Source organism: Nonomuraea sp. NPDC050733, assembly GCF_040654215.1.
Classification (GTDB): domain Bacteria; phylum Actinomycetota; class Actinomycetes; order Streptosporangiales; family Streptosporangiaceae; genus Nonomuraea.
Window position 1 is genome coordinate 96838 of record NZ_JBFAHO010000025.1, and the last position, 22757, is coordinate 119594.

Sequence of the window (22757 nt, forward strand, 5' to 3'; positions counted from 1 at the left end):
CCAGGACCGGCTCAGGGGGGCGGATGGACAGGATCTTGCGCGTGGACCAGCGGTCTCTGCTGACCGCACGCGCGGACACGGAGGACGTGGAGGGCCGGCTGGAGCCGGTCGTGCGGCGGGCAGTCGGCGCGGTCTCCGGGTCGCGGCCGGTGGACCGGGAGCAGCCCGGCGCCGAGTTCGACGCGGAGTACGCGGTCTTCGCCGAGCGGGCCGCGACGGCCTTCGAGACGACTCTGCGAGAGGTCGGCGAGCATGCCCGCAGGCTCCGCGAGGCCGCCCGCACCCACGCCGGGGCCGCGCGGGTCAACGAGGACCTGGCCCGTCACCTCACCGGCGACCGGCACGTCTCCGCCACGGAAGGCTGACCGGGCATGGGATGGGAGCTGCCGGCCCAGCTCAGGCCGGTCCACAAGCTGGTCGAGGGCGACTCGCCATGGCCTGATCCCGACGAGGACGACCGCCTGCTGCGCGCGCTCGCCTTGCTGGACCTGGCCGACGGGCTGAGGGGTGCGGCCGCCGAGCTCGACGCCGCCCACGAGGAGGTCCTGCGGGCCAATGAGGGGCGCGACGTCGACGCGTACAAGGAGAAGTGGGAGTCCGCGCAGGGAGCGCGGCAGCGGCTGCTGGACGGCGCGTCTGCGGCCGAGCTGGCGGCCCTGGGGACGGTGCTGACGGTGGTCCTCAGGGTCGTGTGGAAGGCCATGGTCGTCTGGATGCTGACCATGCTGCTCGTCGCGTTCGCGAAGGCGGTCGCCGCGACCCCCGCCGGCGGCTTCTGGCTGACGTTGCGGGTGTACGTCACCCGGCGCGCCTTCCGTACGATGCTCGCCGAGATCAGGAAGAACATCGGCGTGGTGATCGCCCAAACGCTCCGGGTGGCCATGAAGCTCCTGCTGGGCAGCGGCGCCGTACCGGTGACGCTGACCGGCGTCGCGGCGTATCTGGCCGGCACGACGTCCTCGTGGATGAAGACGGACGACGACGCGCGCCGCGAGGTGGAGCGGGTGCTCGGCGAGACCCCGTCGGGCCGCGCCGCGCTGGCCTGGGCGCGCGAGCACGGCGTGACCATCCTCTACCAGCGCGGCACTGAGCAGAACGAGTCGATCCTCGGCCGCTACGACGGCGACTACAACGTCATCGAGATCTACCTGCGCGACGGCTACACCCCGGAGCAACTGGCGTCCACGCTGGTGCACGAGGTCAACCACGCCCGGCACCGGCACACCCCCGACCCGACCGGGATGAGCCGCGACGCCTACACCGAGGCGGCCATCCGCGAGGAGGCGCAGGGCAACATCCAGGCGTACCGGTTCTCCGAGGAGCTGGAGCGGGCCCGCGGCCGGGACGTGGCGGACATGTACGAAGGCGCCTACGAGTCCGCCTACGACAAGGCCGTCGCGGACGCCAGAACCGCGAGGTCCGAGGCGGGCGGGGCTCCGCTCACGGCGGCGGAGGAGCGCCGGATCGGTGAGCGGGCCGCCGCGGAGGCGATGTACGACTTGCTGAAGAACACCAGCTACAACGAGAACTATCGGGAGGACTGGGACGCCCAGCGAAGCCCGGCACGGAGGATATGGAACCACATCATCGACTGACCGCGTCCCGCTCGACGGCGGGCAGGGCGGTCAGGACGGGCGTGGAGTCGTCCGGTGGCGGCGGCACCGGGTCCGGGCGGTCCACGGCCTGCAGGGTCAGGGCGCCCGCGGCCAGGACGACCAGGCAGACCGCCACGATCAGCACCCGGCGCCGCAGCCGGGAGCCCGGGGCGAAGGCCAGCCGGAGCCGCCATCCCAGCCCCGGCGGTTTCAGGCGCACGCCGGCCGTCAGGCGGGCGAACGCCGCGTCGACGTCCAGCTCGGGCTGGTCCTCAGGCGGGTTCACAAGACAGCGATCTTAAAACACTACAAACACCACCAAGCGCTTTCTCGATCACATATTGATCACGCGCTCGATTTCCATGCGGGGGCGCGGGATTTCGGTCCGGAATTCGGCGGCGGCGCCGTTCAGGAGTGATGTACGGCGTGGCTCGCTTTTCCACCGCGAACGCCCGACATAATGAGGTGATCGCCTGGTCGTGAACGCCCGTCGGGAGGAATCCATGCGTTCCGTCGCGGGAATGGGAGCCGTCGCCGTTCTCGTGATGAGCCCGGCCACCGCGACCGCTCTCCCTCGTCCGCCCCTCGCGCGTCCGCCCGTCTCCACGGCCACCGTCCGCGGCCCCGTGCCGGACGACTGGAAGAAACGCACGTCCCTGCGGATACTGCCGCCGTGGCCGCGCCAGAACGACGTCGTGCGCGTCTTCGTCCACTGCCCCGTCAAGGCCGACCACGCGCTCATCGGGTCCACCGCGTTCACGTTGAAGGGCTCGCGGCGGATCTACCGCGAGGTGGGGCTGGGCCTGTCCGACCGAGGGCTCGGCCGGCGTTCCGTCGGCATCTCCTACTACGCCTTCCCGGGCGACCACCTCGCGCACCTCAGGTGCGTCAAGGTCACGATCGACGAGCACACGCGCATCCGGAAGGTGCGGCTGATCAGCCGCTTCACCGTGCCGCTGGTGGTACGCCCGTTCCGGCTCGGCCGCTTCTTCTGACCCGTTCTTCAGGCCCGGCCGTGTCCTCCGGTCACCAGGTGAGGTGAAGGGCCTCCGGGGAGCGGTGGATGAGGGTGGGGGCCATGGTGACGTCGGTGCGGGCCAGGCGCAGGCCCGGGAGCTCGCGGACCAGGAGCTCCAGCGTGATCCGGACCTGCTCCCTGGCGAGGTGGGAGCCCGGACAGCCGTGCGGGCCGTGGCCGAAGGACAGGTGACGTGCGGCCGGGCGGGCGATGTCGAACGTGTCCGGGTGGGTGTCCGGGTCTGCGTCGCGGCCCGCCGAGGCGAACGACACGAACACCACGTCGTCCCGGTGCAGCTCCGTCCCGCCGATCGTCACGTCCTCGGTGACCGTACGGCGGAAGCCCTGGACCGGCGCGTCGAACCTGACCGCCTCCTCGACGGCGGCCGGGACGAGGTCCGGCCGCTCGCACAGCAGCTCCCACTGGCGGCGGTCGCGCAGCAGGTCGAGCACGACCGTGCCGAGCAGCGCGGTGGTGGTGAGGTGGCCGGCGAGCAGCAGGTTCTGGACGTTGGAGACGATCTCCTTGCGCTGGTCGAGCGTCAGCTCCCCGGAGCCGGGGGCCAGGTCGCGGACCATCTCGGTGATCAGGTCGTCCCGCGGGTCGGTCCGGCGCGCGCGGGCGTAGCCGTCGAGGAGGCGCTGGAGGGTCACCACGTCCCTGGCCGCCTCGACCTGCTCGTCCTCCGTCAGCCCGGCGAACACCAGCTCCTCCGCCTGGCGCCCGCCGTGGACGGCGCCCGGCGTGTCGGCCGGGTCGAGACCCATGAGGTGGCCGATCACGGCGGCGGGCAGCGGCCTGGCGTAGGCGTCCATCCACTCCACCCGGCCGGCGCCGGCGAACCCGGCGACGAGCGCCTCGGCCCGTTCGGTGACGAACGGCAGGGCGGCGGCGACCCGCGCCGGGGACAGGCCGCGGGTGAGCGGCCTTCGCAGCCGCCGGTGCGCCTCGCCGTCGGCCGTGAGCACCGCCCGCGCCCCGCCGTACCCCTGGGCCATCTCCGACACGGCGCGCCCGCCGGGCACGACGTCGGGCCGCAGCGCGCCCGACGACGAGAACTGTCCGGGCCTGCTCAGCACCTCCCGGACGTCCTCACGCCTGCTGACCAGCCAGGCGTCCAGGTCGGGCACGAACGTCAGGCCGGGCGTACGGCGGGCCTCGGCGTACACGGGGTACGGGTCCCGGTAGAACCGGTGCAAACGCTGCAAGCGCGCTAAGGCGTCGGGGTCCACGTACCCATCGTGACATCGCGGGGTCTCAGAAGAGAGTCAGCGGCTCGGTCCCGGTGGTGTCGGACGGTGACATGGGCTCGGGCAGCGGCTCCAGCTCGGGCACCAGGGCGCGGACCTCGTCGTGGAAGCGGCGGGCCAGGGACAGCGCCTCGGCGTTGTCCGGGGTGTGGACGAAGACCGTCGGCGAGCGGCCCTCACGCAGCCACTCCACGACCGTGCCCACCCACGGCCGCCAGCCCTCGACCGTGCGGGTGATGTCGTCCCGGCCGAGGTAGCGGACGATCGGACGGTCGGTGAGGGCCGTGGCGCGGCGGGGCACGCGCGGCTTCCTCGTCCAGGCCTCACGCTCGGCGTCGCTGGTGGGCGGGCTGTCGAAGAACGCGACGGTGTCGAACGGTATCCACTCGGCGCCGATGCGGCCGAGCACCGACTCCAGCGCGCGGGCGGCCCGTACGTCCTCGAAGAACGCGCGGTGCCGCACCTCGACGGCGTACCGGTGCTCCTCGGGGAGCCGCTGGAGGAACGCGGCGAGCGTGCCGAGGTCGTTCGGGCCGAACGAGCCGGGCAACTGGACCCACAGGGCGTGCGCGCGGGGCCCGAGCGGCTCGATCGCGTCCAGGAAGGCCCGCAGCTCCTCGCCGGCGCCGGTGAGGCGGCGCTCGTGGGTGATCGGCTTGGGCAACTTGACCACGAACCGGAAGCCGGGATCGGTCTGCGCCGCCCACGACTCCACCGTGCTCCTCGCGGGCGTGGCGTAGAAGGTGGTGTTGCCCTCCACCGCGTCGCACCAGGTGGCGTAGGCCCGCAGGCGCTCGGTGGGGGGCAGGGGGTGCGGCAGGAAGCGTCCCTGCCACGGCGCGTGAGTCCACATGGCGCATCCCACATGAAGCCGCATGACCACGACGCTACCCGCCCGCGGCTGCGGGGATGTCAGGCGACGCCGGTCTGGAGGGTGGCGCCGATGGAGCGGGCGAGGTCCGCGGGGAGGGGGTACGGGCGCTCCGCGGGCAGCAGGTCTGTGATGTCCCGGCCGTCGCGCAGGGCCCGCCGCAGGTCGTGAACGCGGCCGGTCACGTCGGTGATCGCGAGGGTCCACTCGTCGACGTAGCGGGTGACCGCCTCGCCGGACAGGCCGACCTGGATCGACCGGTACGGCAGGGCGTTGTGGTGCGGGTCGCGTTCGGGGTCCCACTGGATCCGGACCGGGCTGGCGCGCAGCCGGGCCTTCCACTCCGCCGCGTCGGCCTCACCGCCGGGACGGCCGCCGGAGTGGCCTTCGGGATGGCTCAGGCAGGCGTGCTCCAGCGCCCACGCGAACCCCTCCCGCGTGATGTCGACGGCGAGGACCCTCGTCTGGCCGGGCTTGGCGGCCCAGCCGCAGCGGTACATCATCCACAGGAAGGACGGCTTGATCCAGGTCATCCGCTCGCGCTTGAACGGGGGCACGAAGCGCTGCGCGGCGACGGCCGGATCGGCGATGGCGGGGTCGTAGGCCTGGTAGACGGTGATGGACTCGTCGGTGAAGGCGGCACGGATCTGCCGGTACGGGACGTTCATCCTGGTGATGGTGCAGAACCGCCCACCTGCCCGGCAACCGGATTACGCGTCCGCGGGGACCTCTTTGTGGCCCTGGAAGAAGCGGAGTATGCGCTGGACGCCGTCCGGCGACCACATCATCTCCATGATCCTCTGGCCCTCCCGTGCGGCGGCGGCGGTGCGCTCGAACATCTCCTTCTCGTAGCGGGCGACGGCGGCGGCCTGGTCGTCCGGGTCGGCGGCCAGGGCCAGGGCGAGCAGGGTCGCGTCGAGCATGGCCATGTTCGCGCCCTCGCCGGCCGACCGCATCAGGTGGGCCGCGTCGCCGACGAGCGTGACACCGGGGGTGGTGGGCCAGGTCAGGCCGATGGGCAGCATGGTCATCGGACGCGGGATGACGGTGTCGTCGCAGGCCCGGATGAGGGCGAGGTGCTGCGGCGCCCAGCCGGCGAGCAGCTCCTCCAGGGCGGCGCGGGTGCGCGCGGGGTCGTCGAAGGGGATTCCGCAGGTGGCCAGCCAGTCGGCGGGCGTGCACAGGGAGAGGTAGACACGGACGCGGCCGTCGCCGTTGCGCTGGGCAGACAGGGACTTGTCCGGGCCGATGGCCCAGTAGGTGCCGCGTCCGACCATGGCGGCGAGCTCGGGGTGGGTGCGATCGATGTCGGGGATGCCCAGCTCCACCGTGTTCACGCCGGTGTGGAACGGCTGGGCGTCGGTCAGCAGCGGCCGTACCCGGGAGCCGGCGCCGTCCGCGCCCACGAGCAGGTCACAGGTGGCGCTGGTGCCGTCGGCGAAGTGGAGGGTGTGGCCGCCCCCCGGCAGGGGGGTGGCGTGCCGGAACGCGCGTCCCCACACGACGGCGTGCTCCGGGAGCGAGTCGAGCAGGACGTCGCGCAGGTCGGCGCGGTCGACCTCGGGACGGGCGAGCGGGGCGTCGTCGGGGGTGTCCTCCTGGAGGAGCAGGGTGCCGGTGTGGTCGAGCAGCCGCATGTCCTGCCCCTCGCGGCGGGCGATGGCCCGGAACTCCGCCTCCAGGCCGGCCTCCCGCATGGCCCGTTGGCCGCTCTCCGTGTGCAGGTCGAGCATGCCGCCCTGGCCGCGGGCGGCACGTGACGGCTCGCGCTCGTACACGACGGCGTCGATGCCGTGGACGCGCAGGACGCGGGCCAGGGTGAGTCCGCCGGGACCCGCTCCGATGACGGCGATGCGCTGGTGGTCGCCCATGGGTCATTTCCTCTCTGCGATACGCCGTATGTCGTCGATACACTGTATCGATCGATGTGCTGTATCCTAACCACGTACGGACAGGCCTGCGCAAGGGAGGAAGCGCGATGGCGGCGCGACGAGAGGCCGGGGAGGGCGAGCCGACGCTGGTGTGGGAGCGGCCCGAGCCGCCGACCAGGCCCGTCCCGACCCCCCTGAGCAGGGACGGGATCGTGCGGGCCGCGATCGCGCTGGCCGACGCCGACGGGCTGGAGGCGGTGTCGCTGCGCAAGGTCGCCGCCGCGCTCGACGCGGGCCCGATGCGGCTGTACGGCTACCTGTCCAACAAGGACGAGCTGCTGGACCTCATGGTGGACGCCGTGTACGGCGAGATGCCACGGCCCGCCCGCACCGGCGACGACTGGCGCGGCGCCCTGCGGTCCCTCGCCCACGGCATGAGGCGGACAGCCCTGCGGCACGATTGGTTCGCCGACCTGCTCGGCGGACGGCCGCGCCTCGGCCCCAACGCGCTGGCCCACCTGGAGGCGTCATTGGCCGCCGTGGACGGCGCGCCCGGCTTCGACCACATCGACACGGTGGCGCACGCCGTCGAGACGGTGCGCGTCTACCTGTTCGGAGCGATCAGGACCCACGTCGCCGAGCTGCGCGCCGAGCGGGACACGGGCCTGGACGAGCGGCAGTGGCAGGTCGCCTCCGGGCCGTACCTCACCCGGATGCTGGCCACCGGCCGCTACCCCACGCTGGCCCGCTGGGTCCACGACGCCACCCACATCGACGCGGACGCGACCTTCGACGCCGGCCTCGCGTGCGTCCTGGACGGCATCGCCGCCCGCCTCCGCCGCTGAGGTCCCCCGTGGAACGCGGATGCCCCCGGCTCCGGAGAGCCGGGGGATGCTCGCTCAGGGACGGCGACGACGCTGAGCACCGCTTGGAGGACGCCCTGACCCGTGCCGGTCGCCGCCCATGGACGTGGGCATAGACGACGAGGGAACTCCGGCGCGGTCTCGAACCAACGGTCGTGCGGCGGCATCCAACAAGATCTCAGCAGCAGAAGGGGATCATGTGACCATCCGGTTGAGCGGGACCTTCGGGGCAGGCGGCCATGTCACCGTGGATGGGCCTCTCGCTGGGCGCCGGAGCAGCATGCCCTCGCAGCCGTGAGCGTGTCCCGGGCATGATGATCCGCAAACGTGCCCCACGCTCCACGCAGCGAGTCGACGTGACCCGCCTTCCCGAAGACGTCGTGGCCCTCATCGACGCCCTCGAGCCTGGCGAGAGCCTGGTCCTCACGCGTGACGGCGCGTCGATCGCGACGATCTCCAGCACCATTGACGTGGTCCAAGGCGCCATCGTCGATCGCGACGCGCCGGACAAGGCCGACAAGCAAGCACCGGTCGACCACGAGAGCGTGACGGTCGTGGCCACCGCGATGGAGCTGTCGACCGCGGCTCGGGTCGCGCTGTCCACCCAGCTCGGAGCGGACTACGTAGTGCTCGACATGCATGCGGCTCCCGCGACGACCGATGTGCTGCTGGTCCCTCCAGGCAGCCCGCAGTTGATCGGAGGGCTCCGATCGATGTTCCCGAAAGCTCGCGTCATCGTCACCGAGATCGAGGACCACGAACTCGGAGTTCAGTACTACGGCCCGGTCCGGCGACTGCTCGACGCCGGCGCTGACGCGTATCTGCCTCCGGCGACCCTCCCGCTCCTGGCCAGGCAGCTTGACCACACGCTGAGTCAAGGGCGCGAGATCGCCGGCGGGGGCACGACACCACTGCAGATCGCACCGGTCGTGGAGCCGGCGGATCCAGACGAAGGCCATAGGAGTTCCGGGCCGTCGTGAGTGGCGGTACCTGCACCAGGACTCGAACCTGGGACCTCCGCATTATGAGTGCGGCGCTCTCGCCGACTGAGCTATGCAGGCGCTGGCGAGATCAACTGTCCCAGCAACGAACCTCCGAAAGCCACCCGTTTTAGGAGGTGGGCTCCCGTAGCTCCTTAGGACGCGTGGGTGCTCGGGCGCGAGCTCGCCAAGGGCGGCGACGATCCGGCGGTACGGCTACGGGCCTACGAGCAGGCCCGCTACCCGCGCATCTCCCTGGTGTCCCGGCTGGCCAGGCGCAACCCCGCGAACTGGCGCATCCCACCGCTGCTCGGCCGCCTGGCTCCTGAGACGTCCCAGACCACCATGCTCGCCCACTACGGCAACCGCCTCAGCGAGCCCGCCTGACCGCGCCTGTTCGCGGGGTCAGCGGCAGGTGCGGAGCATGTTGAGCAGGGCCACCTTCTCGCTCCGGGTCACGAACAGCCGGTAGTGGTGCTTCACGGTGATCCACGAGGTCGCGTAGCGGCACCAGTAGGCGCGACGCTGCGGCCGCCAGCTCTGCGGCCCCTGCCCGCCCTTGGCGATGTTGGCCGAGTGGCTGACCGTGACGAGCTCCGGCCGGATGAGGTCGTTGGCGAAGGCCCGCCGCCGCGCCTCGCTCCACCTGCGGGCCCCGGAGCGCCAGGCGTACGCGAGCGGCACGACGTGGTCGACGTCGACCTGCCGCTCGCTCTTCAGCCGCTTCCCGTCGTACGGGCTGTACCAGACGCCCCTGACCGGGTGGCAGGCCGCGTTCTTGCGCACCCGGCGACCGTCGCGCGCCAGGACCACCTCACGCACGTCGCACCTGCCCCTGTGGTGGGTCCAGCGCGGCTGGAACCGCCGGTGGCTGTAGCCACGGAGGGATAACGGCCGGGCGACCTTCAGGTGGGCCAGCATGCCGCGGGCCAGCGCACCGGCCTCGGCCTGCGATCGCTTACGCGGGGTGGCTGCCGCCGGCGGGGTGGCGATGACGGCGGCGATCGGCAGGGCCACGAGGGTGAGTACGGCGACTTGGACTGCCCGGCGCAAGTAGATCATGTTCCACCCATACCAGGGATCCGTTGCCTGCGGCAGCGATACTCGACGCACGAAAGAGTGAGGTGAGCGTCTCCCGCCCACGCACTTCTTGATCGTTCCGGATAGGCTCCGGACATGAGGGTCCGCCGCTCCCGGTTCGGGAGAATCGTCGCCGGAGCGGCCGGAACGGCCCTTCTCCTGGGCGGGCTCGCGTACACGACCTTGGGGACGTCCACCGGTCCGGGGTGCGGCGCCACGGAGGCAGGCATCGTCCCGGTGCTGGCCGCGCAGAAGATCCTCACCACTCATCCGGACGGCGCCGTCGTCCGGGACCGCCACGCCGGGTGCTTCGCGGACGACCCGTTCCCGTACGCGGGCAGGTCCTACGAGTTCCCGGGGACCCGCGAGGAGTACACCTCCTTCTACGACACCGCAGCCAGGACGGACGGATGGCGGCCCGTCGTCGGTGACGAGTCCTCCCAGGACGTCTGCTACACCAAGCGGATCGGCGAGACCACGGCCTTCCTCTCGCTGGGAGGGCACAGCATGGACGGTGTCCCGGGATACGGCATCGACATCTCCGCCTCCTCCGGCGAGACCCCGGAGAACGGCGGCCTCCTGTGCTGACGGCCTGCCTTCGTCGGTGACAGATCGCACAACCGAAGCGGCAACGGTCGGAACGGGCAACTTCGGCGGAAAGCGATGCGTCTAACCCGTCCGTGAAGCCCTTGACCGGCTCGGATCCGCAGCGGATCGGTGACTACTGGCTGGCCGGGCGGCTGGGTGCCGGCGGCCAAGGCGTGGTCTACGACGCATATCGGGAGGACGGCGGACGGGTCGCGCTGAAGGTGCTGCACGCCGCCGACCGGGACCGGCTGGAGCGCGAGGCGACCGCGGCTCAGCGTGTCGCCTCGTTCTGCACGGCCCGCGTGCTGGACGTCGAGCTGGCCGGCGACAAGCCGTACATCGTCTCCGAGTACGTCCCCGGGCCCAGCCTGCGCTCCGCGGGGAAGATCTTCGCGGGCGACGACCTGTACCGCCTGGCCACCGCGATCGTCACCGCGCTGACCGCCATCCACGAGGCGGGCGTGGTGCACCGTGACCTGAAACCGGACAATGTGCTGCTCGGACCGGACGGGCCACGGGTCATCGACTTCGGTGTCGCCAGTCTGATCGACATGTCGACGACCGGCGGGGTGGCGGGGACGCCCACGTACATGGCGCCCGAGGTCTTCACCGGGCAGCGGGCGGGCACGGCTGGCGACGTGTTCGCGTGGGGCGCGATCATGGTGTTCGCCGCCACGGGGCAGGATCCGTTCAGGGCCGACAATCTGGGCAGCGTGCTGCACCGGGTGCTCTCCTCGCATCCCGACCTGACGGCGATGCCGCCGCGGCTGCGCCCGCTGGTCGAGGCGGCCCTGGACAAGGACCCCGCGGCGCGGCCTGCCGCCCGTGACCTGCTGCTCGCCCTGGTCAGCGGCGACGGCTCGGACACGCGCGGGCTTCTGCGGCAGGGCAGCCGCGCCGCCGGCGGCCTGCACGTACCGCACGAGGGGGACCCTGCGCTGGGGACGCTGGCCGAGGACGCCTACGGCACACTCGGGCCCGAGGAGCGCGAGCTCGCGGCGACGGTGTTCCTCAGGCTCGTCGCGGTGACGGAGGACGGGCAGGAGACCGGCCGGTGGGCTGCGCTCGGCGAGCTGTTCGACGGGCGCACGGAGCAGGAGGCGGCGGCCGTCGCGCGGATCCTGCGAGTCTTCTCCTACGTGGTGGCCGAGCGGGACGGGGCGGTGGCGCTGTCGCGTCCGGCGCTCCTGCGGGCCTGGCCGAGGCTGCGGCTCTGGGTAGACGCGGAGCGGGACGGGCTGGCCGTACTGACGAGGATCAGCACGGCGGCGAGGCGGTGGGACGAGCACGGCAGGAAGGACGCCGACCTGCCGCAGGGCACGCAGTTGGAGCAGGCGCTCACCTGGGCGGCGACCGGCCGCCGCCACGTGACGCTGACCCCGCTCGAGCGCGACTACCTGCGGGCGGCCACTGAGCTGACGAGGAGGCGCGGACGCCGCAGAGCGCTCACCATCGCGGCGCTGGCGGCGCTGCTCGTGGTGTCGCTGGTGGCGGGCGGCCTGGCCGTACGGCAGGGCCAGGAGACGGCGCGGCAACGTGACGAGGCCACGGCGCGGCGGGTGGCGCTGGAGGCGAACGGCATGCGGTCCGCCGACCCCGTGGCGGCGATGCTGCTCAGCGTGGCGGCCTGGCGGCTGCACGACGACGTCGACACGCGGGGCAGCCTGGCGCTGGCCAGGTGGCAGCGGGAGGTCGCGGTGTTCGACGACTCCTGGGCCGATCCTCAGGAGACGCGGGCGATCGGGAGCGGCGGCGGTGCCGTGGCCCTGGTCGGGCCGTCCGGGGTGCGCCTCCTCGATCCGCGTACCGGAAGGCGGATCGGCGGCTGGGCGTCCCAGGAGTTCCGGCAGGTGACGGTCTACAGCGCGTCGCTGAACCGTACCGGCAGGTTGCTGGCGGTGGTCACCGACCAGAGCGTGACCGTGTGGGACACCCGGACGGGACGCCGGATCCAGGAGATGCGTGACCCCGAGCTGTATCTCGGGATCGGCACGTTCTCCTTCACCGAGCAGGAGTCGACCCTGGTGTACTCCTTCAGCGGACGGAAGACCGTCCATCTCTGGGACGTCGTACGGAACCGGCGCTCCGAGCAGGCGGCACAAGGCTGCGCGGTCAGCCCGGACGGCACGACGCGGGCCTGCGCCGACAAGGAGGGCGCCCTTCGCCTGTACGACGTGGCGAGCGGGAAACGGCGGGCGGAGGGAGAGTGGCAGCCGATCACGACGCGGCCGGCGCTGCGTTTCAGCCCCGACGGCAGCCACGTGGCGGGTTTCACCGGCAGGACGGTGCTCGCCTGGCGGGTGGCCGACCGGCGGCAGGTGCTGGAGTACAAGGCCGACAGCGACGTGGTGGACGTGCGCGCCGACAAGGACGGGCACACGCTGTGGGTGCTCGCCGAAGACAGCCTCCTGGCACTCGACCTGCGTCCCGTGGAGCCGGTGTCCTCCGTGGGAGAGCGCGGCACGGACACGGTGCTGAGCCCGGACGGCCACGTCGCCGCCGTCCTCGCCGAGGACCGGCCGGTCACGCTCTGGGACGTACGCGCCCGCAGGCCGGCGGCTCGGCTCGGGACGCGTGACACGTCGGCCGTCTTCGACCCGGCGGGCAGGACCCTGGTGACCAGCGGCCGGACCCTCCAGGGATGGGACGTCGCCACCGGCAGGCGACTCTGGAGCGTGCCGCTCAATCTGGACCTGAGTCCCGGTGCGGTGACGTTCAGCCCGGACGGCGCACGCCTCGCCATCGGCCAGACGCCCTACGGTGACCATGTCGCCGGCATGCCGGTCTCGGGCGAGCTGCTCGTGGTCGACGCCCGCACGGGTGCGAAGATCATGACCTCCGCCAGCCACACGGAGAGCGCGGTGTTCTCGATGGACGGCAGGCGTCTGTTCACCGGCGACGGGGAGATCATCGATCTGGGAACCGGCAGGAGAACACCTGTGGCGATGCGCGCCCGGACGATGAGCCACGACGGCACGATCGCCGCCGATATCCCCTACGGCCGCATCCAGCTCTGGCGTGACGGCCGCCTCCAGCGGACATTACTCCGCGGCGACCGGGACGCCGGGCTCGACCGGCTGGTCTTCGACGCCGCGGGCCGTCTCCTGGCCGCCGCAGACGAGGGCGGCACCGTGCAGGTGTGGGACGTGGCGGCGCGCAGACGAATGGGGGGCGCGTTCCTGCTGCGGGGGGCGGACATCACGTCGCTGGCGTTCGCCGGGTCCAGCCTGTACGTGGCCGACGCCGCCGGCCGGATCTTCGAGATCACCGTGAGTCCGGCGCGGTGGGCGGCGGCCACCTGCGCACGCGCCGGACGCACTCTCACCTGGGCCGAGTGGCGGCAGTACTTCGGGGATCTGCCGTACCGGGACGTCTGCCCGAATAAGACACAGCCGAATCCATGATTTTTGGCGTGCCTGACGGCATACTGGCTCATGATCGCTCGTCGCCGGCGGCCGGCCCGGCCCCGACAACCAGCGAGAAAAGCCGCAAAATTTCATTTCAACAAAGATTGATGAAGAGAACTTTCAGCGATACCTTCTGATCGACCTTCTGGGCGCCCAACCGTATCCCCTCAATACGAAGCACCTGTTCAGAGAGGTGAACATGCCCACACCCCCCAGGCCGGCATGGCCCAAGACCCTCATATCCGCGATCCCCGTCCTGCTCGTCGGCCTCACGGCCGTCCTTCTTCCCCAGGCCGCGTCGGCGCAGAGCAGCAGTGCCATGGCCGTCTCCCACAAGAGCCCGTTCAACTGCGGGAAGACCTTCTACGCCAACAACTGGACCGGGACCCCCGCGCACAACCCCTCGGGCTCCATCGACTGGCAGGACTACGGCAGCGACGACATCAACGGCGAGACGGTGCGTGCCACCGCCGCCGGCACCGCCTACTTCTACAACGCGGGCAGCACGAGCTACGGCCAGTGGGTGGAGATCCGTCACGGTGACGGCACCAGGACCCGCTACGCCCACCTCGCGAGCATGGTGCGCTCGGCCGGCGGCTCGATGACCGTCAGCCAGGGCACCGTGATCGGCACGGTCGGCTCGACCGGCGGCTCCAACGCCCCGCACCTGCACTACGAGCAGCGGACCTCCGGCGGTGCGATGGACACCAGCCCGACCGTCGAGGGCGTGACCGTGTCCCTGGGCCAGAAGAAGGCCATCACCAGCACCAACTCCTGCAGCAGCAGCGGCAACCCGCACACCCCCGAGGAGGTCTGCGGCAGCGGTTACTCGGTCATCGACTCGGCGGCGCTCACCGGTGGCCGCGCGTACCTGCTCTTCAACTCGGGCAACGGCTACAACTGCGTCGTCACGCTGAAGACGACGAACCTCAGCTCCTCGACGTCGATGTCGGCGTTCCTTGAGCCGGAGGGATCGACCAGGACGACCGACTCGGGCAGCTACCAGTACTACGCGGGCCCCGTGAAGCGGTCCGCGCCCGGGAAGTGCGTCAAGTGGGGCGGCTCGATCGGCAGCAGCACGTACACGAGCGGGTTCGAGCACTGCGACTGACCGGCCGGCAGGCATGAGGTGATCGGTCGCCGGAGGAGCCTCGCGAGCGCTCCGCCGGCGACCGATCCCGTACGAGAGCTATCGCCGCCCAGAAGGCTTGCGGAACTGCTCGACCATGGCCGCGTAGCCGCTGCCACCGTGCCCGTCGGCCACCGCCCGGCCGGTCAGGGCCTTGATGAGCTTCGGAAGCTCGGTGTCGACCCCGAGGTGCTCGCTCTCGTGGACGAGGTGCTCCATCGCGGCCAGGTGGGTGTCGATGGTGGAGTCCAGGACCGGGTACGCGCCGTCGTCGATCTGCCGCGCGTAGGCGGGCAGCCAGCCGGTCACCGTCTCGATCCCCTTGACCGCGATCGGGGTGAACGCCGTGGCGTCCACACCGGCGGCGCCGAGCAGGGCGGCGCCGTGCAGGTAGCCGTTCAGGACGTTCCACATGAGGCCCACCACGGCCATCTCGTGCAGCGACGACAGGGTGTGGTCGTCCCCGAGATGCGTCGTCCCCGCGCCCAGGCTCCGCAGGGCCGGCTCGTACAGGTCGAAGGCCGGCCGGGGCCCGCTGTAGACGATGACGGCGTCCGCCCCGATGGCCGGAGGGGTGGCCATGATGGCGCCGTCGAGGAACGCGCCGCCGCGCCGCGCCACCCACTCGGCGATCTCGCGGGCCCCCTGCGACGTCCCCGAGGTCAGATTCACCAGGACCCGGCCGCCGAGATCCTCGCCCGCCTGGTCGAGCAGCTCCCGCACGGCCTCGTGGTCCGACACGCAGACGACCACGAGCGGGGCGGCCGCGACGGCGTCGGCGACCGAGCCGGCGAGCCTCGCCCCCTGAGCTACCAGGTGATCGGCCTTCTCCGCCGTACGGTTCCACACGGTCGTGGGGTGTCCGTCGCGCAGGAACGCTCCGGCCAGCGCCTGCCCCATCAGACCGAGGCCGAGGACCGTCACGGGAGTGTGACCGGCATCGCGATTCTGCATCATGCGCTCCCTGAGAGTGGGTTGGTCGTCATGGCAGAATCCTCAACGTTCATATCGATATGAAGGTCAAGGGGGAGCGGGCGTGCTGATCGGGGAGCTGAGCCGGCGGACCGGCGTCCACACACATCAGCTGCGTTACTACGAGGCCCAGGGCCTGCTCGAACCTGGCCGCGGCGCCAACGGCTACCGCGAGTACGCCGACGACGCCATCCTGACCGTGACCCAGATCCGGAGGCTGCTCGAAGCCGGACTGTCGACCCAGGAGATCGAGTACCTGCTGCCCTGCGCCACCGGCGCGGCCCCCGACCTCGTTCCCTGCCCCGAGCTCCTGGACATGCTCCAGGCACGCCTGGGAGCGCTGGACGACCACATCGACACGCTCGTCCGGACCCGTGAGGTCCTCCAGGACTACATCGAGGTCACCAAGCGCAGCTCCTCGGTGGCGTAGGCGCGTATCAGCGGCGCGTATCACTGGCGGATATACACTCGGGGTATATTCGCCTCATGAGCGTCCCTCTTGCGCTGCTCGGCCTCCTGGAGCGAGAACCGAGCCACGGATACGACCTGAAGCGCGACTACGACACCTACTTCGGCAGGGGCAAGCCCCTGCCCTTCGGCCAGGTCTACTCCACGCTCGCCCGACTGGCCAGGGACGGCAAGGTCACCGCCGGGCAGAACGAGCCGGGCGACGGACCGGACCGCAAGCAGTACGTCATCACCCCGATCGGCAAGGACGAGGTCGAGGCGTGGCTGGCCGAGCCGGTCGCGGCGGAGCCGTACCTGCAGACGGTGTTGTTCACGAAGGTCGTGCTGGCGCTGATGCTGGACCGCGACGCGGCGGGCTACCTGGACGCCCAGCGCGCGACGCATCTGCGGCGGATGCGGGAGCTGACCGAGCTGAAGCGCGAGGCCGCGCTGGTCGACATGCTCCTCGCCGACCATGCCCTGTTCCGCCTGGAGGCCGACCTGCGGTGGATCGACGTCACCCAGGCCCGGTTGGGGGCGCTGGCGGAGGCGGTGTGTCGCCGATGATCGCCAACGCGCTCCTGCGTGCCGAGGGGATCAGCCGCTCCTACGGCAACACGCCCGCGCTGCGGGAGGCCAGCCTGTCGGTGACCGCGGGCGAGACCCTGGCCATCATGGGTCCCAGCGGCTCCGGCAAGTCGACGCTCCTGCACTGCCTAGCCGGGATCTTCACCCCGGACAGCGGCGAGGTGTGGTTCGACGGGCGGCGGCTGGACACGCTGGACGACGGCCGCCGCAGCGAGCTGCGGCGCACCGCCTTCGGCTTCGTCTTCCAGTTCGGTCAGCTCGTGCCCGAGCTGACCGTGGCCGACAACGTGGCGCTGCCGCTCCTGCTCGGCCGCACCAGGCGCAGGCCCGCCTACGCCCTGGCCGCCTCCTGGCTGGAGCGGCTGGAGCTGGGCGGCCTGGGCGGCCGGCGTACCGGGGAGCTGTCGGGCGGGCAGGCACAGCGCGTGGCGATCGCCAGAGCGCTGGTGACCCGCCCACGCGTGATCTTCGCCGACGAGCCGACCGGCGCGCTCGACTCACTCACCGGCGAGCACGTGATGGAGCTGCTGGTGGGTCTGGCCCGCGAGGAAGGCGCCACCGTGATCGTGGTGACGCACGACGCCCGGGTCGCCGCCTGCGCCGACCGGGAGGTCGTCGTGCGCGACGGCAAGGTGACCGACCCGTACGCGAGCGGCATCGTCCGATGATCCGGCTGGGACTGCGGTTGTCGCTGAGCAGCGGCAGGGAGACGGCGGCCCGGCTGTCGCTGATCGTGGCCGGGGTGGCGGTCGGCGTCGCGGTGCTGCTGGCCACGCTGTCGCTCTTCAACGCCTTCCAGGCCACCAGCGACCGCCCCTGCTGGGAGTGCACGCAGGGCACGGCGCCCAGCGGCCGGGCCCTCGACGCCACCGCCGGCGGCGCGCTGTGGAACCTGCGCGAGGACTACTACGCCGGCCGGCGGATCAAGAGGCTGGACGCGGCGGCGCTCGGCTCCCGGGCGCCGGTCATCCCCGGGCTGTCCCGCATGCCCGCCCCCGGCCAGTACTACGTCTCGCCCGCCCTGGCCGGGCTGCTGGACTCCGCGCCACGGCAGGAGCTCGCCGACCGCTTCCCGGGAACGCGGACGGGGCTGATCGGCCAGGCCGCGCTGTCGGGGCCCGACGAGCTCGTCGTGGTGGTGGGGCGGACGCCGCAGCAGGTCGCCGCCGTGCTCGGCACCCGGCAGGTGGACACGGTGGCCACCGAGCCCGCGGTGGACGACAGCACGGACGTCTATCAGGTCGGGTTCGGCATCGCCGCCGTCGGACTGATCGTCCCGCTGCTGGTGCTCGTGGGCACCGCCACCCGCCTGGCCGCCGCCCGCCGCGAGACGCGCTTCGCGGCGATCAGGCTGGCCGGCGCCACCTCCCGGCAGATCAACACGCTCGCCGCGGTGGACGCCGCGGTGGGCGCGCTGCTCGGCGCGCTGGCCGGCGTCGTGCTCTTCCAGCTCGTACGGCCGGCGGTGGCCGCGGTGCGGATCACCGGGTCGCGCTTCTTCCCCGAGCTGGCCGTCCCGGCCCCCTGGCAGTACGCGGCCGTGCTCGCCTGCGTGCCGCTCGTCGCGGCCGGCGCCGCGCTGTGGTCGCTGCGCCGGGTGCGGATCTCACCGCTCGGCGTGGCCAGGAAGGCCGCCCCGCCGCCACCGAGGGCCTGGCGGGTGATCCCGCTCCTGGCCGGGCTGGGGCTGTTCGCGGGCCCGGCGTTCCAGGGCGGCAAGCTCCACGCCCTGCCCACCGACGCCGGGATCGCGCTCGTCATGATCGGCCTCGTGCTGGCCGGGCCGTGGCTGACGATGCTGGCCGCGCGCCTGACCGCCCGGCTGACCCGCGGCGCGGCGACGCTGCTGGCCGCCCAGCGCCTGGCCGCCGACCCGAAGACGGCCTTCAGGTCGGTGAGCGGGCTGGTGCTGGCGGTTTTCATCGGGACGACGATCGCGGCGCTCGTACCCGCGGTAGTCACGGGCCAGCGGGCCGTGGCCGGCGGCACGCTCGACGGCGTGCTGGGCGCCACGTTCTCCCGGCCCGGCATAGAGGGCCTGCCACCGCGGGCGGGGGCGGACCTGCTCGCCCGGCTGCGCGCCCACCCCGGCGTGGACGTCCTGCCCATCTACGCCAGGGCGGACCTGGAGAGCCTCGGCCCGCCCCCTCTCGACGCGCCCCCCGCGACCTCCGTCGTCGAGTGCTCGTCCCTGGCCCGCTTCCCCGTGCTCGGCCGCTGCCCCGCGGGCGCGCAGGCCGTGATGGGCCGTTTCGACCGTGTCGTCGGTGCCGACAACCCCCTCTTCATCGACAAGCTGATCCCCCTGGCAGGACCCACCAGCCAGTCCGCCTCCGCCACCGGGCTCGCCCTGACGGCCGTCATGATCCGCACGGGCGACACGGCGACGCTGGAGCGGCTGCGCACCCTGCTGGCCGGCCACACCGCCCAGGCGCCGATGACCTTCGCCGAGGTCGCCCAGGTCAGGGCGGACCTGTACACCCGGGCGGAGAGCGTCGCGCTGGCCGTCGTGGTGCTCACCCTGATCACCGGCGGCTGCAGCCTCGTGGTGGCGGTCGGCGGCAGCCTGGTGGAGCGCAGGCAGCCGTTCACCCTGCTGCGGCTGGCCGGGACGCCCACGCGCACCCTGGCCACGGTCGTGCTGCTGGAAGCGGCGCTGCCGCTCGTCCTGGCCGCCGTGCTCGCCGCCGGCGCCGGCTTCGGCGTGGCCGAGCCGCTCATCGACCAGCTCGCGATGAGGGGCGCCTCCCTGGCGCTGCCCGGGCCGGTCTACTTCGCGTCCGTCGGCGGCGGCCTGGCCGCCTCACTCCTGGTGATCCTCACGGCCCTGCCACTGCTCAGGCGCATGACCGCGCCCGACAACGCGCGCTTCGAGTAGGAGCCCGTCAAGCTCAGGCCGCCCATCGTCGGCCAGGCCGTCCCGGCCGGTATCGGGCACCGGAGGGACGGCCGGCCGTGATGCGGTCAGATCTCTTCCACGCTGCTCGGCTCGCGCCGGGACAGGTCGATGCCGAGCTCCTCCGCGGCGCGGAAGACGTCCTCGTCGGTGTCGCGCATCTCGATCGACATGCCGTCGCTGGACAGCACCTCGACGTTGAGACAGAGCGACTGCATCTCCTTGATGAGCACCTTGAAGGACTCGGGGATGCCCGGCTCCGGGATGTTCTCGCCCTTGACGATGGCCTCGTAGACCTTCACGCGGCCCAGCACGTCGTCGGACTTGATGGTCAGCAGCTCCTGCAAGGCGTAGGCGGCGCCGTACGCCTCCAGCGCCCACACCTCCATCTCACCGAAGCGCTGGCCGCCGAACTGGGCCTTACCGCCGAGCGGCTGCTGGGTGATCATGGAGTACGGGCCGGTCGAGCGGGCGTGGATCTTGTCGTCGACCAGGTGGAGCAGCTTCAGGATGTAGATGTAGCCCACGGCGATGGGATACGGGAACGGCTCGCCACTGCGGCCGTCGAACAGCCGGGCCTTGCCGCTCCCCTGCACCAGCCGGTCGCCGTCACGGTTGGGCACGGTGGCGCCGAGCAGGCCGACGATCTCCTCCTCGTGGGCGCCGTCGAAGACCGGGGTGGCCATGTTGGTGCCCGGCTCGATCTTCTCGAGCCCCCTGTCGCGCAGCCGCTCGGCCCACGCCTCCTGGATGCCCGAGACGTCATACCCTCTGGCGGCGATCCAGCCCAGATGGAACTCCAGCACCTGGCCGACGTTCATCCGGCCGGGCACGCCCAGCGGGTTGAGGATGATGTCGATCGGGGTGCCGTCCTCAAGGAACGGCATGTCCTCGACCGGCAGGATCTTGGAGATGACGCCCTTGTTGCCGTGCCGGCCGGCCAGCTTGTCGCCCACGGTGATCTTCCGCTTGTGCGCCATGTAGACGCGCACCAGCTCGTTGACCCCCGGCGGCAGCTCGTCACCCTCCTCGCGGGAGAACACCCGCACCCCGATGACCTTGCCCTCCTCGCCGTGCGGCACCTTCAGGGAGGTGTCACGGACCTCGCGGGCCTTCTCACCGAAGATCGCGCGCAGCAGCCGCTCCTCGGGCGTCAGCTCGGTCTCGCCCTTCGGCGTGACCTTCCCGACCAGGATGTCGCCGGGGACCACCTCGGCGCCGATGCGGATGATGCCGCGCTCGTCGAGGTCGGCCAGGACCTCCTCGGAGACGTTGGGGATGTCCCGGGTGATCTCCTCCGGGCCCAGCTTGGTGTCACGGGCGTCGACCTCGTGCTCCTCGATGTGGATCGAGGACAGCACGTCGTCCTGCACCAGCCGCTGGGACAGGATGATCGCGTCTTCGTAGTTGTGGCCCTCCCACGGCATGAACGCCACGAGGAGGTTCTTGCCCAGCGCCATCTCACCGTGGTCGGTGCAGGGACCGTCCGCTATGACCTGGTTGACCTCGACCCGGTCGCCCTCGGCGACGATGGGCCGCTGGTTGAAGGAGGTGCCCTGGTTGGAGCGCCTGAACTTCGCCACGCGGTACGTCGTCCGGGTGCCGTCGTCGTTCATGACGGTGATGTAGTCGGCGGAGATCTCCTCGACCACGCCCGCCTTCTCGGCGCTGACCATGTCGCCCGTGTCGGTGGCCGCTCGGTACTCCATACCGGTGCCGACCAGCGGCGCCTCGCTCCTGAGCAGCGGCACCGACTGACGCATCATGTTCGCGCCCATGAGCGCCCGGTTGGCGTCGTCGTGCTCCAGGAACGGGATCATCGCCGTCGCGACCGACACCATCTGGCGCGGCGACACGTCGATGTAGTCGACCTCCTCGGCACGGGCCAGCTCGGTCTCACCGCCCTTGGTGCGCACGAGGACGCGGGACTCGGCGAACGACCCGTCCGGGTTGAGCACCGTGTTGGCCTGCGCCTTGACGAAGCGGTCCTCCTCGTCGGCGGTGAGGTAGTCGATCTGGTCGGTCACCTTCCCGTCCACGACCTTGCGGTACGGCGTCTCCACGAAGCCGAACGCGTTGAGCCGCGCGTAGGAGGCCAGCGAGCCGATCAGGCCGATGTTCGGGCCCTCAGGGGTCTCGATCGGGCACATCCGGCCGTAGTGGGACGGGTGCACGTCACGGACCTCGAAGCCGGCCCGCTCACGCGACAGACCACCGGGGCCCAGCGCGTTCATACGCCGCTTGTGCGTCAGACCGGCCAGCGGGTTGATCTGGTCCATGAACTGCGACAGCTGCGAGGTGCCGAAGAACTCCCTGATCGACGCCACGACCGGGCGGATGTTGATCAGAGTCTGCGGCGTGATCGCCTCGACGTCCTGCGTGGTCATGCGCTCGCGGACGACCCGCTCCATGCGGGCCAGGCCCAGTCGGACCTGGTTCTGGATCTGCTCGCCGACGCTGCGCAGACGGCGGTTGCCGAAGTGGTCGATGTCGTCCACCTCGACGATGACCTCGCCGTTGACGCCCGGCATCGAGTCCTCGCCCGCGTGCAGGCGGACGATGTACTCGATCGTGGCGACGACGTCGTCCTCGGTCAGGGTGCCCTGGGTGATCTCCGAGTCCACCCCGAGCTTCTTGTTGACCTTGTACCGGCCGACCTTGGCGAGGTCGTACCGCTTGGGGTTGAAGTACAGGTTCTCCAGCAGGGTCTGCGCCGACTCCTTGGTCGGCGGCTCGCCCGGACGGAGCTTGCGGTAGATGTCGAGCAGCGCGTCGTCCTGGCCGGCCGTGTGGTCCTTCTCCAGAGTGGCGCGCATCGACTCGTACTGGCCGAAACGCTCGAGGATCTGGTCGTTGGTCCATCCCAGCGCCTTGAGAAGCACGGTGACCGGCTGCTTGCGCTTGCGGTCGATGCGCACACCGACGCTGTCGCGCTTGTCGATCTCGAACTCGAGCCAGGCGCCCCGCGACGGGATCACCTTGCAGCCGTACAGGTCCTTGTCAGAGCCCTTGTCGACGTTGCGCTCGAAGTACACGCCCGGAGAGCGCACGAGCTGGGAGACCACGACACGCTCGGTGCCGTTGACGACGAACGTCCCCTTCGGCGACATGAGCGGGAAATCGCCCATGAACACCGTCTGGCTCTTGATCTCACCGGTGGTGTTATTGATGAACTCCGCCGTCACGAACATCGGGGCGGAGA

Annotated in this window: 21 protein-coding genes and 1 tRNA gene; 13 read left to right on the top strand and 9 right to left on the bottom strand. The window is 71.4% G+C overall.

The annotated features are described in order from the left end of the window. Window positions 1–41 precede the first annotated feature (41 nt). Together AB0H64_RS30845 and AB0H64_RS30850 are read left to right on the top strand one after the other, a co-directional pair. Window positions 42–365: a hypothetical protein gene (locus tag AB0H64_RS30845; RefSeq protein WP_357631666.1), complete on the top strand. Its 324-nt coding sequence runs from the start codon at window positions 42–44 to the stop codon at window positions 363–365. 6 nt (window positions 366–371) lie between these two features. Next, window positions 372–1595, top strand: a complete 1224-nt coding sequence (locus AB0H64_RS30850; RefSeq protein ID WP_357631668.1) for a hypothetical protein — start codon at window positions 372–374, stop codon at window positions 1593–1595. Here the strand turns inward: AB0H64_RS30850 and AB0H64_RS30855 are convergent. Continuing rightward, complete coding sequence (locus AB0H64_RS30855; RefSeq protein WP_357631671.1) at window positions 1585–1881, bottom strand: hypothetical protein; 297 nt, start codon at window positions 1879–1881, stop codon at window positions 1585–1587. The two genes, AB0H64_RS30850 and AB0H64_RS30855, sit on opposite strands and share 11 nt — an antisense overlap. 217 nt (window positions 1882–2098) lie before the next feature. Between AB0H64_RS30855 and AB0H64_RS30860 the strand changes: the two genes are divergently transcribed. Then, window positions 2099–2590, top strand: coding sequence for a hypothetical protein (locus tag AB0H64_RS30860; RefSeq protein ID WP_357631674.1), 492 nt, complete (start codon window positions 2099–2101; stop codon window positions 2588–2590). 31 nt (window positions 2591–2621) lie between these two features. Here the strand turns inward: AB0H64_RS30860 and AB0H64_RS30865 are convergent, their stop codons facing one another. The 4 genes from AB0H64_RS30865 to AB0H64_RS30880 are packed head-to-tail and all read right to left on the bottom strand — an operon-like array spanning window position 2622 to window position 6605. Continuing rightward, complete coding sequence (locus tag AB0H64_RS30865; protein ID WP_357631677.1) at window positions 2622–3821, bottom strand: cytochrome P450; 1200 nt, start codon at window positions 3819–3821, stop codon at window positions 2622–2624. 49 nt (window positions 3822–3870) lie between these two features. Further along, on the bottom strand, window positions 3871–4740 hold the full coding sequence (locus AB0H64_RS30870; protein ID WP_357631679.1) for a DUF72 domain-containing protein: 870 nt from the start codon (window positions 4738–4740) through the stop codon (window positions 3871–3873). Between the two features lie 35 nt (window positions 4741–4775). Then, window positions 4776–5402 carry a DUF4291 domain-containing protein gene (locus AB0H64_RS30875; RefSeq protein WP_357631682.1) on the bottom strand — a complete coding sequence of 209 codons (627 nt, stop codon included), beginning with the start codon at window positions 5400–5402 and terminating at the stop codon, window positions 4776–4778. A gap of 42 nt (window positions 5403–5444) precedes the next feature. Then, the gene (locus AB0H64_RS30880; protein ID WP_357631685.1) at window positions 5445–6605 is read right to left on the bottom strand and encodes an NAD(P)/FAD-dependent oxidoreductase; all 1161 of its coding nucleotides are present in this window, start codon (window positions 6603–6605) and stop codon (window positions 5445–5447) included. A 107-nt stretch (window positions 6606–6712) separates the two neighbouring features. Between AB0H64_RS30880 and AB0H64_RS30885 the strand changes: the two genes are divergently transcribed. Both AB0H64_RS30885 and AB0H64_RS30890 read left to right on the top strand, forming a co-directional pair. After that, window positions 6713–7450, top strand: coding sequence for a TetR/AcrR family transcriptional regulator C-terminal domain-containing protein (locus AB0H64_RS30885; protein ID WP_357631687.1), 738 nt, complete (start codon window positions 6713–6715; stop codon window positions 7448–7450). Between the two features lie 329 nt (window positions 7451–7779). After that, complete coding sequence (locus AB0H64_RS30890; RefSeq protein ID WP_357631689.1) at window positions 7780–8448, top strand: hypothetical protein; 669 nt, start codon at window positions 7780–7782, stop codon at window positions 8446–8448. A gap of 7 nt (window positions 8449–8455) precedes the next feature. Here AB0H64_RS30890 and AB0H64_RS30895 read toward each other — a convergent pair. Next, window positions 8456–8529: transfer RNA gene (locus AB0H64_RS30895), tRNA-Met, on the bottom strand. Between the two features lie 87 nt (window positions 8530–8616). Here AB0H64_RS30895 and AB0H64_RS30900 point away from each other — a divergent pair. After that, window positions 8617–8835, top strand: coding sequence for a hypothetical protein (locus tag AB0H64_RS30900; protein WP_357631692.1), 219 nt, complete (start codon window positions 8617–8619; stop codon window positions 8833–8835). An 18-nt stretch (window positions 8836–8853) separates the two neighbouring features. On the opposite strand, the gene AB0H64_RS30905 is transcribed toward AB0H64_RS30900, so the two are convergent. Next, window positions 8854–9510 carry an HNH endonuclease family protein gene (locus AB0H64_RS30905; protein ID WP_357631694.1) on the bottom strand — a complete coding sequence of 219 codons (657 nt, stop codon included), beginning with the start codon at window positions 9508–9510 and terminating at the stop codon, window positions 8854–8856. 114 nt (window positions 9511–9624) lie between these two features. On the opposite strand from AB0H64_RS30905, the gene AB0H64_RS30910 reads away from it, so the two are divergent. The 3 genes from AB0H64_RS30910 (at window position 9625) to AB0H64_RS30920 (ending at window position 14634) form a co-directional block, all read left to right on the top strand. Further along, on the top strand, window positions 9625–10116 hold the full coding sequence (locus AB0H64_RS30910; RefSeq protein ID WP_357631697.1) for a hypothetical protein: 492 nt from the start codon (window positions 9625–9627) through the stop codon (window positions 10114–10116). A gap of 92 nt (window positions 10117–10208) precedes the next feature. Continuing rightward, complete coding sequence (locus AB0H64_RS30915; RefSeq protein ID WP_357631700.1) at window positions 10209–13520, top strand: WD40 repeat domain-containing serine/threonine-protein kinase; 3312 nt, start codon at window positions 10209–10211, stop codon at window positions 13518–13520. A gap of 202 nt (window positions 13521–13722) precedes the next feature. Next, complete coding sequence (locus tag AB0H64_RS30920) at window positions 13723–14634, top strand: M23 family metallopeptidase (protein WP_357631703.1); 912 nt, start codon at window positions 13723–13725, stop codon at window positions 14632–14634. Window positions 14635–14712: 78 nt separating this feature from the next. Here AB0H64_RS30920 and AB0H64_RS30925 read toward each other — a convergent pair whose 3' ends face one another. After that, window positions 14713–15609, bottom strand: coding sequence for an NAD(P)-binding domain-containing protein (locus AB0H64_RS30925; protein WP_357631705.1), 897 nt, complete (start codon window positions 15607–15609; stop codon window positions 14713–14715). 79 nt (window positions 15610–15688) lie between these two features. Between AB0H64_RS30925 and AB0H64_RS30930 the strand changes: the two genes are divergently transcribed. Genes AB0H64_RS30930 through AB0H64_RS30945 form a run of 4 tightly spaced genes read left to right on the top strand, consistent with a single transcriptional unit; the run spans window position 15689 to window position 19537 of the window. Then, window positions 15689–16054, top strand: coding sequence for a MerR family transcriptional regulator (locus AB0H64_RS30930; RefSeq protein WP_357631708.1), 366 nt, complete (start codon window positions 15689–15691; stop codon window positions 16052–16054). A gap of 56 nt (window positions 16055–16110) precedes the next feature. Beyond that, window positions 16111–16638 (top strand): PadR family transcriptional regulator, encoded by a 528-nt coding sequence (locus tag AB0H64_RS30935; protein ID WP_357631711.1) that lies wholly within the window; start codon window positions 16111–16113, stop codon window positions 16636–16638. Further along, entirely contained in the window at window positions 16635–17327 is a 693-nt protein-coding gene (locus tag AB0H64_RS30940) for an ABC transporter ATP-binding protein (protein ID WP_357631720.1), read from the top strand. The genes AB0H64_RS30935 and AB0H64_RS30940 overlap by 4 nt, the downstream gene beginning before the upstream one ends. Then, the gene (locus tag AB0H64_RS30945; RefSeq protein WP_357631714.1) at window positions 17324–19537 is read left to right on the top strand and encodes an FtsX-like permease family protein; all 2214 of its coding nucleotides are present in this window, start codon (window positions 17324–17326) and stop codon (window positions 19535–19537) included. Before AB0H64_RS30940 ends, AB0H64_RS30945 begins: the two co-directional genes overlap by 4 nt. Before the next feature lie 86 nt (window positions 19538–19623). Here the strand turns inward: AB0H64_RS30945 and rpoB are convergent. After that, the coding region (rpoB, locus tag AB0H64_RS30950; protein ID WP_357631717.1) for a DNA-directed RNA polymerase subunit beta at window positions 19624–22757 on the bottom strand (3134 nt) is incomplete at its 5' end.

Coding starts and splice junctions, on each gene's coding strand:
- AB0H64_RS30850 (WP_357631668.1), top strand. CDS start 372: ATGGGATGGGAGCTGCCGGCCCAGCTCAGGCCGGTCCACAAGCTGGTC.
- AB0H64_RS30860 (WP_357631674.1), top strand. CDS start 2,099: ATGCGTTCCGTCGCGGGAATGGGAGCCGTCGCCGTTCTCGTGATGAGC.
- AB0H64_RS30870 (WP_357631679.1), bottom strand. CDS start 4,740: ATGCGGCTTCATGTGGGATGCGCCATGTGGACTCACGCGCCGTGGCAG.
- AB0H64_RS30875 (WP_357631682.1), bottom strand. CDS start 5,402: ATGAACGTCCCGTACCGGCAGATCCGTGCCGCCTTCACCGACGAGTCC.
- AB0H64_RS30880 (WP_357631685.1), bottom strand. CDS start 6,605: ATGGGCGACCACCAGCGCATCGCCGTCATCGGAGCGGGTCCCGGCGGA.
- AB0H64_RS30885 (WP_357631687.1), top strand. CDS start 6,713: ATGGCGGCGCGACGAGAGGCCGGGGAGGGCGAGCCGACGCTGGTGTGG.
- AB0H64_RS30890 (WP_357631689.1), top strand. CDS start 7,780: ATGATGATCCGCAAACGTGCCCCACGCTCCACGCAGCGAGTCGACGTG.
- AB0H64_RS30905 (WP_357631694.1), bottom strand. CDS start 9,510: ATGATCTACTTGCGCCGGGCAGTCCAAGTCGCCGTACTCACCCTCGTG.
- AB0H64_RS30910 (WP_357631697.1), top strand. CDS start 9,625: ATGAGGGTCCGCCGCTCCCGGTTCGGGAGAATCGTCGCCGGAGCGGCC.
- AB0H64_RS30920 (WP_357631703.1), top strand. CDS start 13,723: ATGCCCACACCCCCCAGGCCGGCATGGCCCAAGACCCTCATATCCGCG.
- AB0H64_RS30925 (WP_357631705.1), bottom strand. CDS start 15,609: ATGATGCAGAATCGCGATGCCGGTCACACTCCCGTGACGGTCCTCGGC.
- AB0H64_RS30935 (WP_357631711.1), top strand. CDS start 16,111: ATGAGCGTCCCTCTTGCGCTGCTCGGCCTCCTGGAGCGAGAACCGAGC.
- AB0H64_RS30940 (WP_357631720.1), top strand. CDS start 16,635: ATGATCGCCAACGCGCTCCTGCGTGCCGAGGGGATCAGCCGCTCCTAC.
- AB0H64_RS30945 (WP_357631714.1), top strand. CDS start 17,324: ATGATCCGGCTGGGACTGCGGTTGTCGCTGAGCAGCGGCAGGGAGACG.